17 protein-coding genes are annotated in these 19,216 nt (G+C 45.9%); 5 read left to right on the forward strand and 12 right to left on the reverse strand.

The features are described 5' to 3' along the window. Nucleotides 1-96: 96 nt before the first annotated feature. Together ACUN27_RS30800 and ACUN27_RS30805 are read right to left on the reverse strand one after the other, a co-directional pair. A complete protein-coding gene (locus ACUN27_RS30800; protein ID WP_315953404.1) occupies nucleotides 97-933 on the reverse strand; it encodes a carbohydrate ABC transporter permease in 837 nt (278 codons plus the stop codon). Further along, a complete protein-coding gene (locus ACUN27_RS30805) occupies nucleotides 933-1,817 on the reverse strand; it encodes a carbohydrate ABC transporter permease (RefSeq protein WP_445560171.1) in 885 nt (294 codons plus the stop codon). The genes ACUN27_RS30800 and ACUN27_RS30805 overlap by 1 nt, the downstream gene beginning before the upstream one ends. Before the next feature lie 158 nt (nucleotides 1,818-1,975). Here ACUN27_RS30805 and ACUN27_RS30810 point away from each other — a divergent pair, with 158 nt between their 5' ends. Genes ACUN27_RS30810 through ACUN27_RS30825 form a run of 4 tightly spaced genes read left to right on the forward strand, consistent with a single transcriptional unit; the run spans nucleotide 1,976 to nucleotide 6,978 of the window. Continuing rightward, entirely contained in the window at nucleotides 1,976-3,802 is a 1,827-nt protein-coding gene (locus tag ACUN27_RS30810; protein ID WP_315953402.1) for a cache domain-containing sensor histidine kinase, read from the forward strand. Further along, nucleotides 3,799-5,427 (forward strand): response regulator, encoded by a 1,629-nt coding sequence (locus tag ACUN27_RS30815; protein ID WP_326061838.1) that lies wholly within the window; start codon nucleotides 3,799-3,801, stop codon nucleotides 5,425-5,427. The genes ACUN27_RS30810 and ACUN27_RS30815 overlap by 4 nt, the downstream gene beginning before the upstream one ends. Nucleotides 5,428-5,479: 52 nt before the next feature. Continuing rightward, complete coding sequence (locus ACUN27_RS30820; RefSeq protein WP_157319491.1) at nucleotides 5,480-5,911, forward strand: hypothetical protein; 432 nt, start codon at nucleotides 5,480-5,482, stop codon at nucleotides 5,909-5,911. Beyond that, nucleotides 5,911-6,978 carry a phosphodiester glycosidase family protein gene (locus tag ACUN27_RS30825; protein ID WP_315953400.1) on the forward strand — a complete coding sequence of 356 codons (1,068 nt, stop codon included), beginning with the start codon at nucleotides 5,911-5,913 and terminating at the stop codon, nucleotides 6,976-6,978. Before ACUN27_RS30820 ends, ACUN27_RS30825 begins: the two co-directional genes overlap by 1 nt. Before the next feature lie 320 nt (nucleotides 6,979-7,298). Here the strand turns inward: ACUN27_RS30825 and ACUN27_RS30830 are convergent, their stop codons facing one another. Continuing rightward, nucleotides 7,299-7,553 carry an AbrB/MazE/SpoVT family DNA-binding domain-containing protein gene (locus tag ACUN27_RS30830; RefSeq protein WP_127457616.1) on the reverse strand — a complete coding sequence of 85 codons (255 nt, stop codon included), beginning with the start codon at nucleotides 7,551-7,553 and terminating at the stop codon, nucleotides 7,299-7,301. A gap of 193 nt (nucleotides 7,554-7,746) precedes the next feature. Further along, nucleotides 7,747-8,211, reverse strand: a complete 465-nt coding sequence (gene trmL / locus ACUN27_RS30835; protein ID WP_127457615.1) for a tRNA (uridine(34)/cytosine(34)/5-carboxymethylaminomethyluridine(34)-2'-O)-methyltransferase TrmL — start codon at nucleotides 8,209-8,211, stop codon at nucleotides 7,747-7,749. Between the two features lie 144 nt (nucleotides 8,212-8,355). Between trmL and ACUN27_RS30840 the strand changes: the two genes are divergently transcribed. Continuing rightward, nucleotides 8,356-9,072 carry a response regulator transcription factor gene (locus ACUN27_RS30840; protein ID WP_127457576.1) on the forward strand — a complete coding sequence of 239 codons (717 nt, stop codon included), beginning with the start codon at nucleotides 8,356-8,358 and terminating at the stop codon, nucleotides 9,070-9,072. Between the two features lie 48 nt (nucleotides 9,073-9,120). On the opposite strand, the gene ACUN27_RS30845 is transcribed toward ACUN27_RS30840, so the two are convergent. From ACUN27_RS30845 to ACUN27_RS30880, 8 genes are all read right to left on the reverse strand, one after another. After that, nucleotides 9,121-9,591 (reverse strand): RpiB/LacA/LacB family sugar-phosphate isomerase, encoded by a 471-nt coding sequence (locus ACUN27_RS30845; protein WP_315953398.1) that lies wholly within the window; start codon nucleotides 9,589-9,591, stop codon nucleotides 9,121-9,123. A gap of 41 nt (nucleotides 9,592-9,632) precedes the next feature. Next, the gene (locus ACUN27_RS30850; protein ID WP_445560172.1) at nucleotides 9,633-10,718 is read right to left on the reverse strand and encodes a Gfo/Idh/MocA family oxidoreductase; all 1,086 of its coding nucleotides are present in this window, start codon (nucleotides 10,716-10,718) and stop codon (nucleotides 9,633-9,635) included. Between the two features lie 15 nt (nucleotides 10,719-10,733). Next, nucleotides 10,734-11,849 carry an ADP-ribosylglycohydrolase family protein gene (locus tag ACUN27_RS30855; RefSeq protein WP_445560173.1) on the reverse strand — a complete coding sequence of 372 codons (1,116 nt, stop codon included), beginning with the start codon at nucleotides 11,847-11,849 and terminating at the stop codon, nucleotides 10,734-10,736. Nucleotides 11,850-11,889: 40 nt separating this feature from the next. Continuing rightward, entirely contained in the window at nucleotides 11,890-12,957 is a 1,068-nt protein-coding gene (locus tag ACUN27_RS30860; protein WP_315953395.1) for an ADP-ribosylglycohydrolase family protein, read from the reverse strand. Between the two features lie 175 nt (nucleotides 12,958-13,132). Then, a complete protein-coding gene (locus ACUN27_RS30865) occupies nucleotides 13,133-15,589 on the reverse strand; it encodes a GH116 family glycosyl-hydrolase (RefSeq protein ID WP_445560174.1) in 2,457 nt (818 codons plus the stop codon). Between the two features lie 11 nt (nucleotides 15,590-15,600). Beyond that, on the reverse strand, nucleotides 15,601-17,109 hold the full coding sequence (locus tag ACUN27_RS30870; protein ID WP_315953393.1) for an extracellular solute-binding protein: 1,509 nt from the start codon (nucleotides 17,107-17,109) through the stop codon (nucleotides 15,601-15,603). A gap of 86 nt (nucleotides 17,110-17,195) precedes the next feature. After that, nucleotides 17,196-18,119: a carbohydrate ABC transporter permease gene (locus ACUN27_RS30875; protein ID WP_445560175.1), complete on the reverse strand. Its 924-nt coding sequence runs from the start codon at nucleotides 18,117-18,119 to the stop codon at nucleotides 17,196-17,198. Beyond that, nucleotides 18,119-19,075 (reverse strand): ABC transporter permease, encoded by a 957-nt coding sequence (locus tag ACUN27_RS30880; protein WP_445560176.1) that lies wholly within the window; start codon nucleotides 19,073-19,075, stop codon nucleotides 18,119-18,121. The genes ACUN27_RS30875 and ACUN27_RS30880 overlap by 1 nt, the downstream gene beginning before the upstream one ends. Nucleotides 19,076-19,216: the final 141 nt, after the last annotated feature.

Consider the following 19,216-nt stretch of genomic DNA (forward strand, 5'->3'; position numbering starts at 1 on the left):
CAGCTTACATGGTTTATTGTAAACACTTTCTTGAACCCTTAACACAGAGGATATTGAACATAAAGGTGGAAGATTTTGAACTTCCTAACAAAAATGTCACCCTTTTACGGAACCTGCTGTGATTCCTTCAACGATATGCTTCTGCATGGCCAGGAAGAAAATAACGATCGGTAGAACGCCGAGAGTTAGACCCGCCAAAGCCAAATCCCATTGCTTCGTATATTGACCAAAGAAGGAGAACGTCGCTAAAGGTATTGTTCGCAGCTCTGGACTGTTCAGCACGAGAGACGGCAGCAAATAATCGTTCCAGATCCATAAACTGTTCAAAATCACGACCGTCGTAGACATCGGTTTTAACAACGGGAACACGATACGCCAGAACACGCCATAGGGCGAGCAGCCGTCCACCGTGGCCGACTCTTCGATTTCGAGCGGAATCGATTTGATAAAACCGTGGAACAAGAAAACGTTAAGGGATACACCGAAACCAAAGTAACAAATAATCAAACCTATCTTGCTGTCCATCAGTCCAACTCCACTCGCTACACGAACCAGCGGGATCATAATGGACTGAAACGGAATGACCATCGCCGCAACGAAGGCCAAGAAAATAAGATTGTTGAATTTACTTGGCTTCCGTACCATGCGGTAAGCAGCCATGGAGCTAATCACGACTAGCCCGATATTGCTGAAAACCGTAATGATTAACGAGTTCATGAAAGCGCTAGGGAATTTCATGATCGTCCATACTTTTTTGTAATTATCGAAATACAACGTTTGCGGCAGCTTTGCCGTACTGGCAGCGAGCTCCGGGAAAGTTTTGAGCGAGTTGACAATAACAAAGTAGAACGGAACTAGAAAGAGCAGAGCGATCAGGATACCCAGCACTTCAAGCGTGAATAACCGTCCGGAATATTTTTTGACTGTTTCCATTACACTTCAACCTCCTTGCGTTTCGTATACATGACTTGGATGGTCGAAATAATGGCCACTACGATGAAGAACACTAATGCTTTCGCTGTTCCTAAGCCATAGTTGTTATTGCGGAACGCTTCTTGATAAATATTGATCGATACGGATTCCGTGGAGTTGAACGGTCCGCCTTTGGTCAAGGAGAAGTTCAAGTCGAACATTTTGAAGTTCCACGAAATCGTCAGGAATAGACATACCGTAACTGCCGGCATAATGAGCGGAACAATAATACTTCTAAGTACTTGGAAACGGGTTGCTCCATCAATATAGGCCGCCTCGATCATATCTTTGGGCACATTGGAAAGCGCCGCAATATAGATGATCATTAAGTAGCCCGCACCCTGCCAAATACTAACGATCGCAATCGCCCAGAAAGCGGTAGGCGCGTCGCCCAGCCAAGGCAGTTGGAAAAAGCTCCAGTTCGTCAATTCACCCAGTGTTCCGAAGCCTTTGACGAAAATAAACTGCCAGATGAACCCCAGCAGAAGTCCGCCGATGACGTTGGGCATGAAGAAAATGGTGCGCAGCACATTTCTCGTTTTCAGCGCTTGTGTTAGCAGCAGTGCCAACAGGAATCCGACAATATTCGTTAGAATAACATCCGTTACGGTAATCCGCGTTGTGAACCAGAAAGCGTTGCGGTAATCTTTGTCATCAAATAGAAGGTGTTTGAAATTGTCCAAACCGTTGAATTTCACGTTTGTCGTGACACCATTCCACTCTGTAAATGAATAATAAATGCTCATGAGAAAAGGAATCACTACAATGAGCGCGAAAAATAGGAACGCAGGTCCGATGAACACCCATTGCTGTAATAGTCCTGATAACCCCTTGCTCTGTTTCATGGGAATTTCCCCCTTACGATTAGGTAACTATAACCTATAGTATAAATACCTTTATCCTCCTGAAACACAGATAATCGTGATGCATTAGGTGGAATTTGTTGACCTCTACTGCTACAATAAAGGGTGAAAAGTCCACGAAGAAACCGAGTTGATTCGACATGTTTCGTCACAGCATACGCAACAAACTGATCCTTTTTCTGCTGATCGCCACACTCGTTCCATTCATTACCTCCATCGTAGTCTCCTATATATTCACCAAGGAAAAAGTCACCGAAGATACCATCACCAACAATTCGGCCCTCATCTCCCAAGCGAAATTGAATATATTAAACTATTTAAATGGGGTTGTCCAAGCATCTACGACGATCTATACAGGTCAGCATTTGTCAGAGCTCGGACAATTATACGATATTCTGGAACGTGAGCGGGATATCGATTATATGAGTGATAAAGTGATCAAAAGCGGGCTGCAGGTCATGTCGCATGCCGTTAAAGAGTTTAAACAAGTTTATTTGTATGCTTCTGTAAGCGACCGCTCCTTCTTGTCGAGTAACGATTTCACAGGAAGTACAACCGGGAAATATGAGTTTTTGCGTCCTTTTCCAGAAGGCAAAACCGTTTATTTTGAAACCACTCATTTGAATCACAGTTACAATATTGCAATTAACGTGTATTCTGCTCCAACACCGGTCCTGTCTATGCATCGCAAGCTGATGTACTCACCGAATAACACATCGATTGGGGAACTTATCATTGATCTTCATTTAGATCTGATATCGGAAATTTCCCAGAGCTTGTACACACATGACACAGAAGAATTGTACATTCTGGATAATGAGGGCTATATTGTTTTCGGTCCGGATCCTTCCAAATGGGGGCAGCGGCTTGAAGGCAGCTGGGGTAATGAAGCGATTCACAGCACATTGGATAAGGGCTCGTATGAATGGAGCAAAGGACCTTACGCCGGCATCAATGTTTTCGAAAAAATGAAAACGGACTATGTCGACTGGACGATTGTCAAACGTCTTCCATATGATCAATTAACCAAAAACGCTAAGCAATTAACACTCATCAACTCGCTTGTCCTGACTTTTTTCATGCTGATCGTTATCGGTGGAACGATCTATATTTCCATTCGTTTTACAGAACCGATCAAGCAATTGATCCGTTATATCACGCGCATTCAAGCCGGTCAGGTTCAACTGGGCCATATGCATAAAGATATCGAATTGACTCGCACCGATGAAATGGGCATTCTAGCCAATCGGTTCCACGGCCTCATGCAGGATTTGAATCAAATGGTCATGCGCGAATACCGTCTGGAGCTTGCGAACAAGTCCAATCAGCTTATGGCGCTGCAAGCTCAGATCAATCCGCATTTTCTGAACAATGCGCTGCAATCTATCGGTACGCTCGCTCTGCAGCACAATGCGCCCAAGGTGTATGCCTTAATCGCTTCCCTGGCCAAAATGATGCATTACAGCATGAATACGAATGAATCCGTTGTCCCTCTGGGCAAAGAACTTGAGCATATTAAAGCGTATCTGGAACTGCAAAAGCAGCGCTTTGAACATCAATTCCAGATCGTCTATGACATTGAGGAAGACACCAAGGCCATCTCGGTGCCCAAGATGATTATTCAGCCGCTTGTCGAAAATTATTTCAAACATGGTTTTAATCCAAGCGCAGCTGAAGATGGGCTCTTGCACATCCAAGCATCCAAACGGACAGAGGAAGACTATGAATTTTTAGAATTAATTGTTGAGGATAATGGAATTGGCGTTACGGAGGAGCGTTTACGCGAGATTAGAAACAGGCTGAATGCCCCCTCCACGGGCGATGAGGCCTGCATTGGGCTTAGCAATGTTCAAACTAGAGTCAAATTGTATTTCACGGATGACGCTACTCTTGACATTGAACATGCTCAGCCCCAGGGGTTAAGAATCGTCATCCATATCCCGATGAATAAGGGAGTTAACAGATGAAAGTTTTACTTGTCGATGATGAGAAACATGTACGCGATGCGATCCGGCTGCTTGTGAACTGGCAGCAGCACGGTATAGATACCATATTGGAAGCGCCGGACGGTGAATCCGCCACCGCGCTTATTGTCCAGCACCAACCTGAAATCATTATGACCGACATGATGATGCCCATCATGAACGGCGTGAAGCTGCTGGAGTGGCTGCAAGCGAACGCTCCAAACTCCAAAACGATTGTCATCAGCGGTCATGACGATTTCTCCTTACTGCGCCATACCTTGAAGTATGGAGGAACCGACTACATTCTGAAACCCATTGATCCGGATCAGCTGAATGAAGCGCTGGATAAAGCGATCCAGGCTTGGACCAAGGATGAGGAGCTTCGTCAAACCAATCGCGAGCTGAATATTGAAATGAATACGATTAAGCCGATGTATTGGGACAAGCTTCTTTCCGGTATCATCGCGGAGCCTTCCACGTATGAGAGCGCCGCTGAGCAGCTCGACAAAGAGCTTCAGTTGACCCGGAACATCAACGAGTGCCGGGTTGCCATTTTATCGCTAGATACCATGGAGCGCAGTGTGAAAAATAAGTTCAGCCAGAACATGGATCTCTTATTTTTCTCGCTCATCAATATTTGCAATGAATTTCTCACGACGGATGGCCGCGGCTACGCTTTCCGCCATTGGCACAGCGATACGGAAATTGTCCTTCTATTATGGAAGGATCTGCTCGGCGCTGAAGGGTTTTTGGAAAAAATTAATGAAGGCATGCGCACTACCCTGCACACACGCGTTGATTTTGGAATCGGCCGCTTGCATGCTTTTCCAGCTGATGTAACTTTATCTTATCAAGAAGCGCGTGATGCGCTTCGCAAACGCAACCTTAAAGCTAGGGATACCTGGATTCACAGCATGTTGAACCCTACCAAATCCCCTCAAGCTGCACCTACCTTCACCCAATATGAGGAGAAGATCAATCTGGCTATCCGCAGCGGGAGCATGGAGCAGATTGAGGATGCCATCCAGCAATGGATGGACACAGTCAAGCTAAGCGAGGTCATTACGCTGGAACAGCTCGATCTGTGGTGGCGCGAGTACACTGTCATGAAACGTCGCTGGGTGCAGCAGTTTTTCTCCGGCATTAGCGAGGACAAAGTCAAGGAGATGCTCGCGGATGAGCCAACGAGCGTCATTGTGCCGCTTGACGAACAGGGGATTCTGTCACTTTCACAGTGGCAGCAGGAGCTTACACGGAGTATCGTGCACATGTCCAAAATGCTGCTTGAGAATCAGCACAAGGACAAAAATGTTATTTTTGAAATTGCCGAATACCTGCAAAATCATTACCACGAAGATGTGACTTTGCAGGAAATAGCGAGCCGTTTTTTCCTGAGCCGCGAATATATTTCCCGCAAATTCAAGCAGGAGTTCGAGGTGAACCTCTCGGATTATTTAGGCCAGATCCGCATGAGCAAAGCGAAGGTTCTACTGCGCAATCCGCATCTTCGGATTTCCCAAGTGGCTGAAATGGTCGGTTATCAGGATGAGAAGTATTTCAGCAAAGTTTTCAAAAAATTAGAGGGGATTACCCCCAATGAATATCGAAAAACATCGAATTCCATCTAAATTTCTGTATAAAATAGGGAATATGCTATACTAGGAGACAGAGGTGATTATCATGAGTATGCAAATCGAGACAACGACGGCGAATTCCTTCCCTCGCGCGGCCAAAGCCACAAAAGCTGGAAGAAAAACGTATGTTTACTTGTTTCTTGGTTGGGTCATGCTGATCGCAATCGGAGTGGCAGCAGCCATGCTGTATACAGAGCATTTAAGACAACAAATAGCAACCGATATCGCACAGCAAACCCAGCAGCAATTGCAAGTCGTGCAGGAAGATTATCAGAAGCAAGTGACCGACTTGAAAGACAACGTTTCAACAGAGATGAAAGCTTTACAGACCAAGGTAGACTCCTTGAATGAACTGCTTGCCTTCACGAAGGACAGCGCCAACAGCAAGACCGATAATAGCAACCAGCTTTACACCCAGCTGGCTGATGTGAAGAAGAAGCTCGATGAGCTGCAGAAGAACTTGGATGTGTTGAAATAATGACGACCATTCAAGGTATCAATCGCGTCTTTCTGCTGGCTTGTGCTCCGTTCGTGGGCATGTTGATTTGGCTGCTTTTCGTTACCGCGAGTATCCCTATTCATCCATGGTCAACTGCACCCGCAGTTCCGGTTTCCTTTCAGCAAGAATCGTCTGCACTTGACAACTTGCTGACCAAAGCAACGACGGATGCTGCGCAAACCAAGACGATTATTCAGAAATATTTTGAACTTTACGAGAAAAGCACAGCCGAAGTCACGGCGGCCCTTCAGAGCGCGACAGCCCAAGTAGCCAAGCCCGGCATCATCTATGATGCGCGGATTACCGCGAAGCTTGGGAGTCCCATTCGCCAAGCCTCATCGGGCAATATCGATTTGAAATTATTTGCTTTGAGTGAAAATAACTACAAAGGTTATGCGCTTAAAGTAAACCTCAAAAGCGATAAAGCCATTAAGCTTGTTCTTGGCAAGGATAAAATGGGCTCCAGCGAGACCACTTTGGAAGCTGTGTCACGCTACGGCGCTATTGCCGGCGTAAACGCAGGAGGCTTTGCCGATGACAGCAAAGGCAAACGCTACCCGCTCGATACGACGGTGATGAACGGCAAGTACTTAAACGGCTTCTTCCCGACGAAAAATGATACGATTTTCATCGGATTGAATAAAGACCGCCAGCTGATCGGCGGCAAGTTCAGCTCCCAAGCTGAGCTGGACAAGCTGAATCCGCTGATGGGTTCGACCTTCGTTCCGACGCTCCTCAAGAACGGAGCCAAAGCGACCATCCCGTATCAGTGGCAAAGCTCGCCGGCGCGTGCTGCCCGAACCGTGATGGCCAATTACAAGAACGACCAGCTGTTGTTTATCGTGACCGATGGTTATGACGAAAGCGGCAACTCAGGTGCAACGCTTGCTGAGCTGCAGGACAAGATGCAGCAGTTAGGCATTGTTGACGCTTATAATCTGGATGGCGGCGGTTCTACTACGCTAGTCATGGGTGGAAGCGTCATTAACCGCCCGTCCGATGGGAAGCTGAGACCGCTGGCTACAAACTTTTTATTTTTCAAATAACTGAAATTATTCACACTTTATTCGTTTCTTTTTTTAGGATGGTTGGGTATAATAAGCCTTAACTATATGCTTTTACGTTCTTTAACCTATAGGGGGTGCAGCAATGTTTGGCTTATCAGCAACATTTTGGCTCGTTAATTCCGTTTTTGTGCTATTTCTCGTCGCTATGATGACGGCTTCCTATAACGAGGACAAAACTAAGGGCCTGTAAGTTTACCAAAGACCATCGGAATGTATCATTCTGGTGGTCTTTTTTACGTTCGGCTAAACGAAAAAAAAGCACCTCTTTCCCTGAAGGAAAGACGATGCTTTTTTCATTATTAGGCTCTCACTTTAAGTACATTCATTTCTGTTACACAAGTGCTGCATATGTAACGTTCTTTGAATTCACTCACGCTCTCCATACTGCCGCAAAATACGCATTTCGGGCGGTATCTCTCCAAAATGATATGATCACCCTGTACCAAAATCTCGACAGGATCCCCTTCATTCATTTGATATCGTTTACGTAACGATTTAGGCAGAACAATACGTCCCAATTGATCGACTTTACGAACGACTCCGGCTGGTTTCATCATAGGACTTCACCTCTCTTCCGCTATCATTTTCTATGCTCGCGTGTTGGCTTAGCATATCTATACGGACTGATAGGGAATACTATTCGCCGTTGGTCAAGAAACTCCTTCTAATTAAAAGCCGAAATTTCTTTTATTGTCAATTTTGTCGACACAGACCTAAATAATGTTGTCGTACTACTATCTAGTTCAACTAGTCAAGCCCCTCGAAACCGGTCTGCCGCAATGCCTCATAGAGCATAATGGCAACCGAATTGGATAAATTGAGCGACCGAACGTTATCCGACATCGGAAGTCGAAGCAGCGTCTCCGGATGCTGACGCAGAAGATCTTCGGGGAGACCTTTCGTCTCTTTGCCAAAAACTAAAAAGTCGCCATCCTGAAATGTAAATTCTGTGTAACGCTTTTTCGCCTTGGTCGTTGCAAAAAAGAAGCGATGCCCTTTATACATCTCCAGCACTTCGTCAAATGAATCATGATACTCGAGTTTTACGGAGTGCCAATAATCCAAACCTGCCCGCTTCAGCGTCTTGTCATCCGTCTGAAAGCCCAGCGGCCTGACCAAATGGAGATGCGTGCCTGTTGCCGCGCATGTCCTTGATATGTTTCCTGTATTTGCAGGAATTTCGGGTTCTACTAGTACAATATGAAAAGCCATCTCTGTCAAATTCACCTCATCTTCTATCCTATTATATGCGCCCACGGATTGCAATTTTACACAGGGTTAACTTTATCTTAATATGTCGATGATAGAGCCCCCTCATAATAGAGTTATCCTTCTCGATAAAAGGAGTCAACCTAAATGCTGAAAAAAAAGATCCTCGTTGTCGATGACGAACCTTCAATCTCAATGCTTATAGAGTTCAACCTGAAGCTCGTGGGCTTCGAAGTATATTGCGTATTCGATGGTGAAGCTGTATTTGATGCGATTCAAACTTTTCGACCTGACCTCATTGTTCTAGACCTTATGCTGCCGAAAATGGACGGCTTTCAAGTATGCCGTAAACTGAGAAACCAAAATAACCTCGTTCCGATTATTATGCTCACAGCTATGCAGGACCTTACGGATAAAATTGCGGGGCTCGATAACGGGGCTGATGATTACATGACGAAGCCGTTTTCGCCGCAAGAACTTATTTCCCGTATTCATGCTATTCATCGTCGGATTCAAACTTTGCCGTCTGCATCCGAGAACACGCCGATTACAATTGGCCAAATCTCCATCAAAGCGGACCAACGCGAAGTTACGATGAACGGCGCACCGATCGAACTCACACCCAAAGAATTTGAATTACTGCTATTCCTATGCAAACACCGCGGTAAAGTCCTAAGCAGACAACAGCTGCTTCATGGCGTCTGGGACTATCATTTCCTGGGCGATACCCGAATCGTCGATGTGCACATTTCCCATTTGCGCGATAAAATTGAACAAAATGCCCGCAATCCGGAATATATCATGACGATTCGCAATGTTGGTTACAAATTGACGGAGCCTGTCGTGAAGGAATCATTAGCTTAAGAAAAGGCAAAATCGCCGCCCGCTCAAAGAATCCGGGGCGGCGATTATTTATTTACCGTTCAGCAATTCTCTGGCGCCTTCTAGCTCCAAACTATGAAGCTTATTTACACGTCTCCGGAAATGTTCATCTGTACGGAATTCGGCTTGCAAAAACGAGCGGACTAAATCCTCTGCCAGCCAAGGCCCGATGATCTGCGCACCGAGGCACATGATATTTACATCATCATGCTCTACACACTGATGCGCCGAATGAATATCATGGCATACCGAAGCCCGAATGCCCGGAACCTTATTCGCTGCAATCGCGGCACCTACGCCTGTACCGCAAACCATGATTCCCCGCTGAAACTCCCCACCGCGCACAGCGTTGCACACGGTTCTAGCCACATCTGGAAAATCGACCGGCTCAACCGAATGACAACCGAAGTCGGTAACTTCAACGCCCAGTTTAGCAAATAACGGCTTCAGAGCTACCTTCAATTCATAACCGCAATGATCGCTTCCCAAGGCAATCTTCAAATGCCTTCCCTCCCTTACTACCTTGCGAGATGCCGACAAAACTAGCTGTTTGGCTCATTTCCCCTCATAGCTTCAATCAGCATTTGAAATAGCTTCAAGTCCTCTTTGGCATCCTCCGGCGTTGTTTTCGGCGTAACATCGTTCACGACTACATCGTAAAAATATTCAAATTGACAAGTGTACGCATCCTTAAAGGTAGGACGAACAACCGTTTCGCTATACGCTTCCCCATTGGTTTCGTTCACCTGCAGTGTTGTAGGAAGATGACGCATGTACGGCGTATTGTACTGTACCTTCAGCGATTTGTTGTTGCCGCAAACTTCAATGTGCGCATCAAAACGTCTTATATGGTCAATCCCCGTTTCATAGGTAACATGAAATCCGTCATATTCCAATATTGCGCTCATAAATCTGCCGTTATTCCATTGTCGAGCGGAAACAACCCTTTTGGGGAATCCGATCACTTCCCGCATCGCGGAGAGATCATGGCTTCCTAGCCCGCAAAGCAAACGATAGGCTGAACGCAAATCCGCAGGGGCTTCGCCGATGGCATCCTTCACCAATTTAGCCGCCCGATCGGCACGGTCTAATTTGGCATGCTCACTGATATCATCAAAACGGTGGACTTTGCTGGATTGATCGATAAACAAATGATTTCCCCCAATAATATCGCGGACCCTCACATAGTTGATTGTATCCAGCTTCTTCACTTCTTCAACCATTTGTACGAATGCCGGGGCATACCTTCTCATATAACCGACCATGACCTTCACGCCCATTTCATCCCGGACACGAATGATGTCATCGGCTTCTTGCAAGGTTAAGCACATCGGTTTTTCGATTAACACATGCTTTTTGTTCTGGAGAGCGGCAATCACACAATCCGCATGATATTCATCACTATTGCAGATGAGAACGGCATCCAGCTCTGGAAGGCTCGTCATTTCAGCAGCATCAACATAGCGGTTCGGCACGTGATACCTATCCCCGATCACCTCTAATAGCTTAGGTGAAATGTCGCAGATGGCAGCGATTTCATACCTCTCGGACAAAGATTCCAATACGGGAAAATGGATAATTTGGGCGACCTCGCCAAGACCGATAATGCCTATTTTTAACCTGGTCAATGAAACTTTCCCCCTTTAAACAGCCAACATTGTTTCCGTAAATGTATTAATCTTTTGCAATCTTGCGTGAAAGGCTCGATACAAACCATCCGCTTGTTCCTGAATTGTTCTTTCATTATTGGTGTACGGATTCAAACTTGTTGCATCATCCACCTGCTTAATTAATTCGGCAGAGATGGATCCTGCCCCTTTCAGCGCACCAGCCAGTCCACCAGCAATTGCAGCAACAGCCCCTGTATCTCTTCCCATATTTACGCCGGCAAGGATAGCTTCATACGCGTTTCCGTTTACTAATCTTAGAATGCAGATCGCCTTTGTTAATGCTTCGTTCGCAAAGCTGTTGCAGTAGGGAACTCCACAACCGTAATAAATTTTGTCAAAGGCCTCTCTCAATTCGCCGAAATCCTTGCAGTGTGCAGTACGTTTCAAGCCGGAGTCCAGCTCCTGTATGACATTATCACGAAGGTAGCCATACTTGTTGCCATCAATTTTGAGCGCAAGATCGGTATAATCGCAATATCTGAAAATGTCGCCAATAACGCTATCAACGGTTGCACCTGGCTTGGTAGCCGAAGCAATCGCTGCGGCGGAAACGCCTGCCCAGCGGACAGCGTAGCTTTTGGACGTCTGGTACAGCTGTCCGATTTCAAAGGCATCCGCAACCGCATTGCGAACATCGCCGGCATTAATTAAACCGATCGGCTGACAGGAGCCAGATGCACTGCTTAATCCCGCATAATCGCAATATTTACCGATGTCCCGGGCAGGGATACCGCTTTTGGCAACCGCCAGCAGCGTATTTTCAAACGGTTCCGTGATCATTCCGCCTGCGTTCGGTTTAATGTCCCTAACCCAGATGGAGCGGATATCTTCCGCATTTACACGATCTTGCTTGGCAAGGATGGCTGTCGTCATAAGCTTTTGTCTTTCCACTCCGTCTTCTGTCGTGCCTGCCTCACGTATCCAACCGTTGTTATTACGCTCATAGGGCAATAATGTATTCAAAACACCGTATTTCGCTTCAATCTCTTGATGGCTCATTCCCTCGACAGGAGCGCCCATGGCAGCACCCACATAAGTTCCCGCTATACAACCATAAAATTTTTCCTTCAGACTAATATTTTCGCTCATTGAAAGAACTCTCCTCACATAGTTAGATTATGCGCATTAGCTAAATTGCAGACATTTGTTCCGAATACGCTTTCAGTTTCAGTAGTCTTGAATGATAGGCCTGGTACAATCCTTCCGAATGTTCTTTCATCGTTCTGTGCGAATTACTTACAACGTGCAGCGAAGTTGCGTAATCAACTTGCTTAATCCATTCCTCAGGAATGGAACTCGTTCCGCTCAACGCACCAGAAATCCCAGCAGCAACCGCTGTAACGCAGTCCGTATCACGGCCCATATTAACAGCGGTAATCAAAGCATCCTTGACGTTGGCATTGACCATTCTGAATATGCATATCGCTTTAGTTACAACTTCGTTCGCATAACTTACCTCATATGGAATCCCTCTAATGCTATAAGACTCATACAAGACCTTGCGCAGTTCGCGAATATCCGTAATGTTTTGTGTGCGTTTAAGCTCACGGTCAATTTCCTTTACAACGACATCGGGGTCGCAATAATTGTAGATCGCCCCAATTACACTATCTACAGTTGCATTCGCTTTCGTAGCGGTTGCAATCGCCGTTGCCGTTACAGCCGCCCATTTTAACCCTCGTCCATTGGATGTTTGATACAGCTGTCCGACTTCGTTCACATCGTTAATGGCATTTTCCACATCACCGGCGTTAATGAGTCCAATCGGATGGCAGGAACGTGAGAAACTGTTCAGTCCGGCGTAATCACAATATTTCCCGATATCCCTGGCCGGAATACCGCTTTTTGCCATCGCTAGCAATACGGCTTCGAATGGCTCCGAGATCATGCCTGCTGACTCCGGCTTAATTTTCGCGATCCACTGTCTGCGGACTTCCTCAGCCGTAACTCGATCCTGTTTTTCAATAATGGCGGAGATCATCAGTTTCTGTCTCTCGACACCGTCTTCCGTCGTGCCCGCCTCACGCACCCAGCCATTATTGAAATGCTCGTAAGATACCAATTTATCCAGGATGCCATACGTTTCTTCCGTTCGTTCAAAATCCCAGCCCTCTACAGGTGCCCCCATCGCGGAACCAATATGAACACCAGCTATACAACCGTAAAACTTGTCTTTTAAGCTCACTTTTTCACTCATAGATTGTTCTCTCCTCAATTTGTTCTATGGATTATTTACTAATAAATAGATCAACATGATGTTTCGCCTTCTCTTAAAACGGGACAAATAAACTAGTACCCATCACCCCTTTCAAGCATTCATCCCTCTCAAATCTCCGAATGGTATCGTTGCCATTTTTAAAGACACGGAAGAATTAGAGAATGTAATCCTTGCCGCAAGCAATTACACGAACTCCTGTCATATCACCATAGAGCACCTTGATTTCTGCTTCGTAATCCCCCGCCTGATTCATCCGTTGAGAATACGTCCCCCATGCCTTACCTGTGCTCCAAAATGAGGTGAACCTGTCTGCATCGATGACAGGTGCAAATGCCATTGTGCCTTGAACCATGTCATATTTGAACCCGCTTAACGCGATAAGCAGACCCCAGCTGGCCATGGAGCGGACATAATGATGACCGCATTCCACCTCATTCCATGGATTACGCCGAATCCCATCGTGGCGATTCCGAACGGTTTTGACAAGCTTCAAGCCCTCTTCAAGAAAGCCTTCGTATATCAGATGTGTGGCTACCTGGTATTCAATGCCGGTCCAAACTTCATCTGAGTACACAAATGGCAGCTTCGGACGACCGCCTTGCGGCCAGGAGCAAAGCAGCATACCTTGTTCGTCGTTAAGCGCGTAGACACGCTGGCAGTTGGCATGCTTGTTAAAATTGTTTCTAAAATTATATTTAAACACTGCACTCAAGGCACTCCTCACCTTGTCTGGCGGAAGTAAATACCCAAGCCCATACAAATGCGCAAATTGTTGTCCCAGCAACTGATCAGACAGGCAGCCTAAACCAAGCTGGTGTTTATGTTGGTCTACATCCTCTACCATTTGCTCGTAGTACTCCCCATTCCACATTAATTCCTCGAGCCGGATGAGGCTTTTTTCATAGATGTCCCGATATGCCCTTGCTTTGTCGGCTTCTCCGAGATAGGCTGCTATTTCCTCCGCCGCCCGCAAAGCGCCTAAGAATATCGTTCCAGTCAGCGGGTTAGGGCCATGGAAATCAATATCATATGTGTTATGCTGCTGCCCATCCATCACGTAATCGCCGTCTGTATCCCAATGTTCCAAGCCGTAATGTAAGGCTTTCTGAACAGAAGGCCACAGTTCCTTAACGAATTCATCCTCTCCGCTAAGCTTCCATTCCCTAAAAACTCGCATGATGGCGCCCATCTGACCATCCGCAGCGCCCGGCGCTATGAGGTTGCCTGGCCATACGAACTCTGATTCGAACACTTTCGTAGCACGGTAGTTCATCTTGCCGTCTTCATGCATTTCCAGCAAAAACTCCGTTTGTCTCATGCTGCGCTCCAACGTTGGAAACAAAAATGCGGCAGTTTGTGCATAGTTCCATACATGCGTACAAGTTCCTTCACAACTGCCCAAATGATTCAAGCTGCCCTCAAAACCAAAAAACTTACCGTTTTTCAGCCAGAAGCAGGTTGTACTGCGAAGAACAGTAATATTGGCGGACATCGCGTCAAGCACATAATCAGGCAATGTACTATTAAATAAAGCGTTTTGGAACAGATACGTTTCCCTTTCTAATCTTTCAAAATGCTGTACGATGTAGGCTGCCGCCGACCATGAGCTGTCAAACCGAGTAGCATAATAGTTTTGGGTGATTTCTCTACCTTCTGCTCTGACACGGAACTGCTCGCTCCAGCCATTCATACGATTCGGGAAATACCAGCTCATGATAAACTGGAACTGTTTTGTTTCTCCTGGGGCCAGCGTTTCAAAGATACCTAAAGAACCGGTATCCGTTTTGCGATCGTCGGAAGGTGTCTCATAACCAAGATCGTTTAGTCGGCCATCTTCTGCGAAATCATCCCAAAATTCCTGAAGATAATCAAAATGGGCGCCTCGCAGCCAAACCCGCTTGCTCGTAACATTTGGATTCGTTGTGACTAGTGACATGTCGCCGTAAAGCAGATCGGTATCAGCATACTTATGGGAGTGAAAAAAAAGGCCGCTGATTCCATCTTTTTGCACAAAGTCATTAACATTCCGGCCTGTGGCAGGCAGCTCCATACTGCCGAAGGCGTTAAAGCTAATCCCGCCTATAGGATTAATTAACGAGCCCGCCACGGTCACATCTACAGGGCGGTCCGATACATTTTTTACCCAGTAAGTCATAACTGCCCCAGGGATACCAGAGTCATCCGCATTCAAAGGAATGAAGGGTGTATAAGCCTCCAGTTCCACCTGCACCGGCAATTCAGAATCCTCAAACACGATTCGGCAGATCGGATACTCGCCTGACATGCGGGATGCCTCCATTCTCGGAAGCCCGCCCCCCGCATACGGGGAATATCCATGAGGTTTGCTGTGCGGCGGTTTGAATTGCGACTGCAGCACCTTTGCGATGGAAGGCTCGCCCTCTTCCTTAGCCCATATTGCGAAATAAGAATTAGGAAAATGGAGTCCCTTATCAGGGTGATTGAAAAGCTCCCAATCTCTGAATTCACCCCGGCTGCCAAGCGATACGTTGCCAGTACCTATTCCCCCTAACAGGAATGCCGCCTCCGACGCTTCAGCAGTGAATGATCTGGCTGATCGGACATGTGATACCTTCTTATGGGATAACACCATGTTTTCTACTCCTATTTTTTCGCTTTTTTCTCTTGATAAATTTTGTTAACTTCATCTGTCCACTCTTTGCCGCCTCGTTTGTTGAATTCATCCACGTATTTATCGAACTCAGACAAAGGTGTTTTACCGGTAATAAACCGAGCGTAGTAGTCAGCTGTCAATCCGCGTAAATCGGCTTGGTACTTCAATTCTGCTTGTGAGTTCATCATATCAGCAGCATTCGTAATAACTTTCCAGTTGAAGGCATCTCGACGGGATTGAACCGCGTAAGTTTCTACCTTTAACAACGGAGCTTCGTTTTCAAATAAGGAGTACCATTGAATCCACTTGCTGTCTTTATTCCATTGCTCTGTGGTGTAGATTTTGCCGTCCTTCTTCTCCCATTGCACGCCTTCAAGACCTGTATACGTCGTAAAACCGCCTTCTTCGGTATTAAAATAGTTCATAAACTTAGCCGCAGCGGAAGGGTGCTTTGTATCCTTCAACACGACCACGCCACGGGCAACCATCCCTGCACCGCGTAAGCCCGATTCACCTCGAGGTCCTATCGGGGGAGCTATGCGAAGCAGTTCGACATTCGGATCGGTTTTCTTCATGGTGTTTTCCATATTTGATTCCCAGGTCCACCAGTTGGCTGATACACCATAACGATTTTTAACAAACTTCTCGTCTCTCACAGCCGAACTGTGCGTAAACATTTCTGGATCAATAAGTCCTTCTTTGTACCAGTTTGCTAACACCTGAAGAGCTTCCTTCGCTTCCGGGCGCGTTGTTTGGGGAATTAGCTTACCGTCCTTTTCAACGAAATAAACGCTCGCTTTCGCTGTGCTTACCCAAGGTGCATCTCCAGCGATAACGCCAAATGCTCCGAAAATGCCATCGAGTGAATCGAGTCCAAGGCCACTAATGCCATAGGTGTCTTTCGCGCCGTTGCCGTCAGGATCTTTCTCAACAAAAGCAACCAGCACATTGTGCAGCTCATCTAGTGTTTTAGGTACAGGCAGATTAACTTTTTTTAACCAATCTCCACGAATAACGAAATTATAGCGCTGCGGATGAAGCCAAAGCGGAATCGCCCACAATTTACCATCTACCGTAAAGTAATCTAACGCTTCCTTCGGAATATTCTTCTGAATATCCGGCATCAAACTCAGATATGGCTTCAAATCTAGCAATGCGCCCTGCTTTGCATAGTCAAAAACCGCTTGACTCGTTGGCATCATGGCAACGTCCGGTTTATCTTTAGAAGCCATAATGACGGGTACCTGATCCGCATAGTTCGCTGAAGGCGGGGAAATTTGTTCAAATTTCACGCCAGTGGTTTTTTCAATCGTATCTTTGATGGGATTGTTGTCTGGTGCCTTTTCAAAACCGCCCTTTGTATATAGTAGTTTAATAGGGCCTGCATCAGCGTTTGAAACTTGTGCCGGTGGCGATGCGTCGTTTTTGGTACAAGCGGTAACCAGGGATAGAAGCAATGCGGCGGATAGACCTAAGCTGACTTTCTGCTTTCCGTTCATTTTACATAACCTCCCATTGATTTGTTGTATTACAAACCTGCCGATTGGCGGGGCTTGCCGCTGCTTGGGAAACTGTTATCCATCGCTTATCCTTTAATGGAGCCAACCATCATGCCTTGCACAAAATAGCGCTGCAAGAACGGATAGACGCACATGATCGGCAGCACCGCCACTACGATAGTGGAATTAATAAGCACCGACGCAGGCGGTCTGTTGTCAGACAACGAACCGCCGAGCGCGAGTCCGCCGATATCATTCGCGACCAAAATTTCGCGTAATAACAGCTGCAGCGGCCATAACTGCCGGTCGGTGATATACAATACAGCGTCGAAAAATGAGTTCCAGTGAGCCACTGCGTAAAACAAGCTTATGGTGGCCAGGGAAGGCAGCATGACGGGCAAAATAACTTTCAGCAAAGTAGTCATTTCGGACGCACCATCGATAATCGCCGACTCTTCCAATTCAATTGGGATTATTTGGAAAAATGTCCGCATAATGATCAAATTGTACACGCTTAACGCGCTGGGAATAATCATTGCCCAAAACGTATTTGTCAAATACAAGCTGTTAACGACCAGGAAGGTTGGAATCATGCCACCGGAAAACAACATGGTGAAAAAGAAGATCCCCATAATGCCACCGCGCCCCGGCAAAAACTTCTTCGAAAGCGGATACGCTGTAAGAATGGTGATGACAAGGCTGACCGTTGTACCAATCAACGTTCTTAGAATAGTAATCGTATACGCATCAATAATCTTGGAGCTGCCTCGAAATAACCAGGCATAATACTCAAATGTAAGGCTTGTCGGTATAACGATAAATGCATTGGGTTGATTGATTACATCACTCATCGGTGTTATTGAGCTTAGCAGAACGGTGATTACTGGAAGCAGTGTCGCCAAAGTTATAACGGAAAGAATCAGCAGGTTAATTACTCCGAAAGCGCTGTCAGCATTGATTCCAAAAACACGGCGGCGTGGTCTGACGGTGTGCGAAAGTATCGGCTTCATCATTTATCCCCCACTTTCTCTAGGAAATAGTAGGTGGTAACGACCATTATGCACGCAATAACGGATTTGAACATGCCAGCAGCCGCCGAAATATGGAATTTATTTTCCAGAACTCCAATTCGGTAAACATAAGTATCAATAATATCTCCTACACCATAAAGCATCGGGTTATACAAGTTAAATACTTGCTCGAATCCTACATTAAGCACACTTCCCATTCGCAGCAGCAGCATGATCATAATAATTGGCATTATACTAGGAAGCGAAATCTTCATCATACACTGAAAACGTGTAGCACCATCCATCTTGGCCGCCTCATACAAATCCTGCGATACAACGGTCAGTGCCGCCAAATAAATAATGGCGTTCCAGCCCATCTCTTTCCAAATGTCGGATATAACCAATATGCTTCTGAAATAAACCTCATCGCTGAAGAAGTAAATGGCCTTCTCACCCATCATCTTAATGAGTTTGTTAACCGGTCCTTGATCGGATAGGAAGTTAAACATTAAACCAGACATAACAATCCACGATAAAAAGTGAGGCAGATAAAGAATGGTCTGGATACTGCGCTTAAAAATCAAAATGCGAACTTCATTGATTAGCAGCGCCAGCAAAATCGGAACAGGAAAACCTAAGATAATTTTATATGCGCTGATTATAAACGTATTTTTCATAGCTGTGATAAACTGAGGGGCTTGAAATAAATACATGAAATTGTCGAAGCCCACAAATTTACTGCCCCAAACCCCATTAAAAATTTGATAATCCTGAAAGGCAATGACCAACCCGAACATCGGTGCATAATGAAAAATGGCGATGTACAGAAGACCGGGGATTAACATCATATAGAAATACTTATAGCGGACGAGATTTTTCAGTAGCCTGGTCAACGCCAGCGGTTGACGTGCGGATCTTACCAACCTCACTGTCTGCGAACCTGAATTTTCACTCATATGAACACCTCGCAATCTATGTACAGTAATTGGCAACTATTAAATTTCTGAATATTCAAATAATAATTTACGCTATCCAACTATCGCTTCACTCCATTCAGCCCTTCCCGTTTGATACCTCTATCATAGCCCTCTCCTTAT

It is taken from the genome of Paenibacillus sp. WC2504 (assembly GCF_052682475.1).

What these genes read in the sequence shown, in the direction of transcription:
- ACUN27_RS30825 (WP_315953400.1), top strand. Translation starts at nt 5,911, where the DNA reads ATGACGACCATTCAAGGTATCAATCGCGTCTTTCTGCTGGCTTGTGCT.
- ACUN27_RS30800 (WP_315953404.1), bottom strand. Translation starts at nt 933, where the DNA reads ATGGAAACAGTCAAAAAATATTCCGGACGGTTATTCACGCTTGAAGTG.
- ACUN27_RS30810 (WP_315953402.1), top strand. Translation starts at nt 1,976, where the DNA reads ATGTTTCGTCACAGCATACGCAACAAACTGATCCTTTTTCTGCTGATC.
- ACUN27_RS30865 (WP_445560174.1), bottom strand. Translation starts at nt 15,589, where the DNA reads ATGGTGTTATCCCATAAGAAGGTATCACATGTCCGATCAGCCAGATCA.
- ACUN27_RS30875 (WP_445560175.1), bottom strand. Translation starts at nt 18,119, where the DNA reads ATGAAGCCGATACTTTCGCACACCGTCAGACCACGCCGCCGTGTTTTT.
- ACUN27_RS30880 (WP_445560176.1), bottom strand. Translation starts at nt 19,075, where the DNA reads ATGAGTGAAAATTCAGGTTCGCAGACAGTGAGGTTGGTAAGATCCGCA.
- ACUN27_RS30855 (WP_445560173.1), bottom strand. Translation starts at nt 11,849, where the DNA reads ATGAGCGAAAATATTAGTCTGAAGGAAAAATTTTATGGTTGTATAGCG.
- ACUN27_RS30830 (WP_127457616.1), bottom strand. Translation starts at nt 7,553, where the DNA reads ATGAAACCAGCCGGAGTCGTTCGTAAAGTCGATCAATTGGGACGTATT.
- trmL (WP_127457615.1), bottom strand. Translation starts at nt 8,211, where the DNA reads ATGGCTTTTCATATTGTACTAGTAGAACCCGAAATTCCTGCAAATACA.
- ACUN27_RS30870 (WP_315953393.1), bottom strand. Translation starts at nt 17,109, where the DNA reads ATGAACGGAAAGCAGAAAGTCAGCTTAGGTCTATCCGCCGCATTGCTT.
- ACUN27_RS30820 (WP_157319491.1), top strand. Translation starts at nt 5,480, where the DNA reads ATGAGTATGCAAATCGAGACAACGACGGCGAATTCCTTCCCTCGCGCG.
- ACUN27_RS30815 (WP_326061838.1), top strand. Translation starts at nt 3,799, where the DNA reads ATGAAAGTTTTACTTGTCGATGATGAGAAACATGTACGCGATGCGATC.
- ACUN27_RS30840 (WP_127457576.1), top strand. Translation starts at nt 8,356, where the DNA reads ATGCTGAAAAAAAAGATCCTCGTTGTCGATGACGAACCTTCAATCTCA.
- ACUN27_RS30805 (WP_445560171.1), bottom strand. Translation starts at nt 1,817, where the DNA reads ATGAAACAGAGCAAGGGGTTATCAGGACTATTACAGCAATGGGTGTTC.
- ACUN27_RS30860 (WP_315953395.1), bottom strand. Translation starts at nt 12,957, where the DNA reads ATGAGTGAAAAAGTGAGCTTAAAAGACAAGTTTTACGGTTGTATAGCT.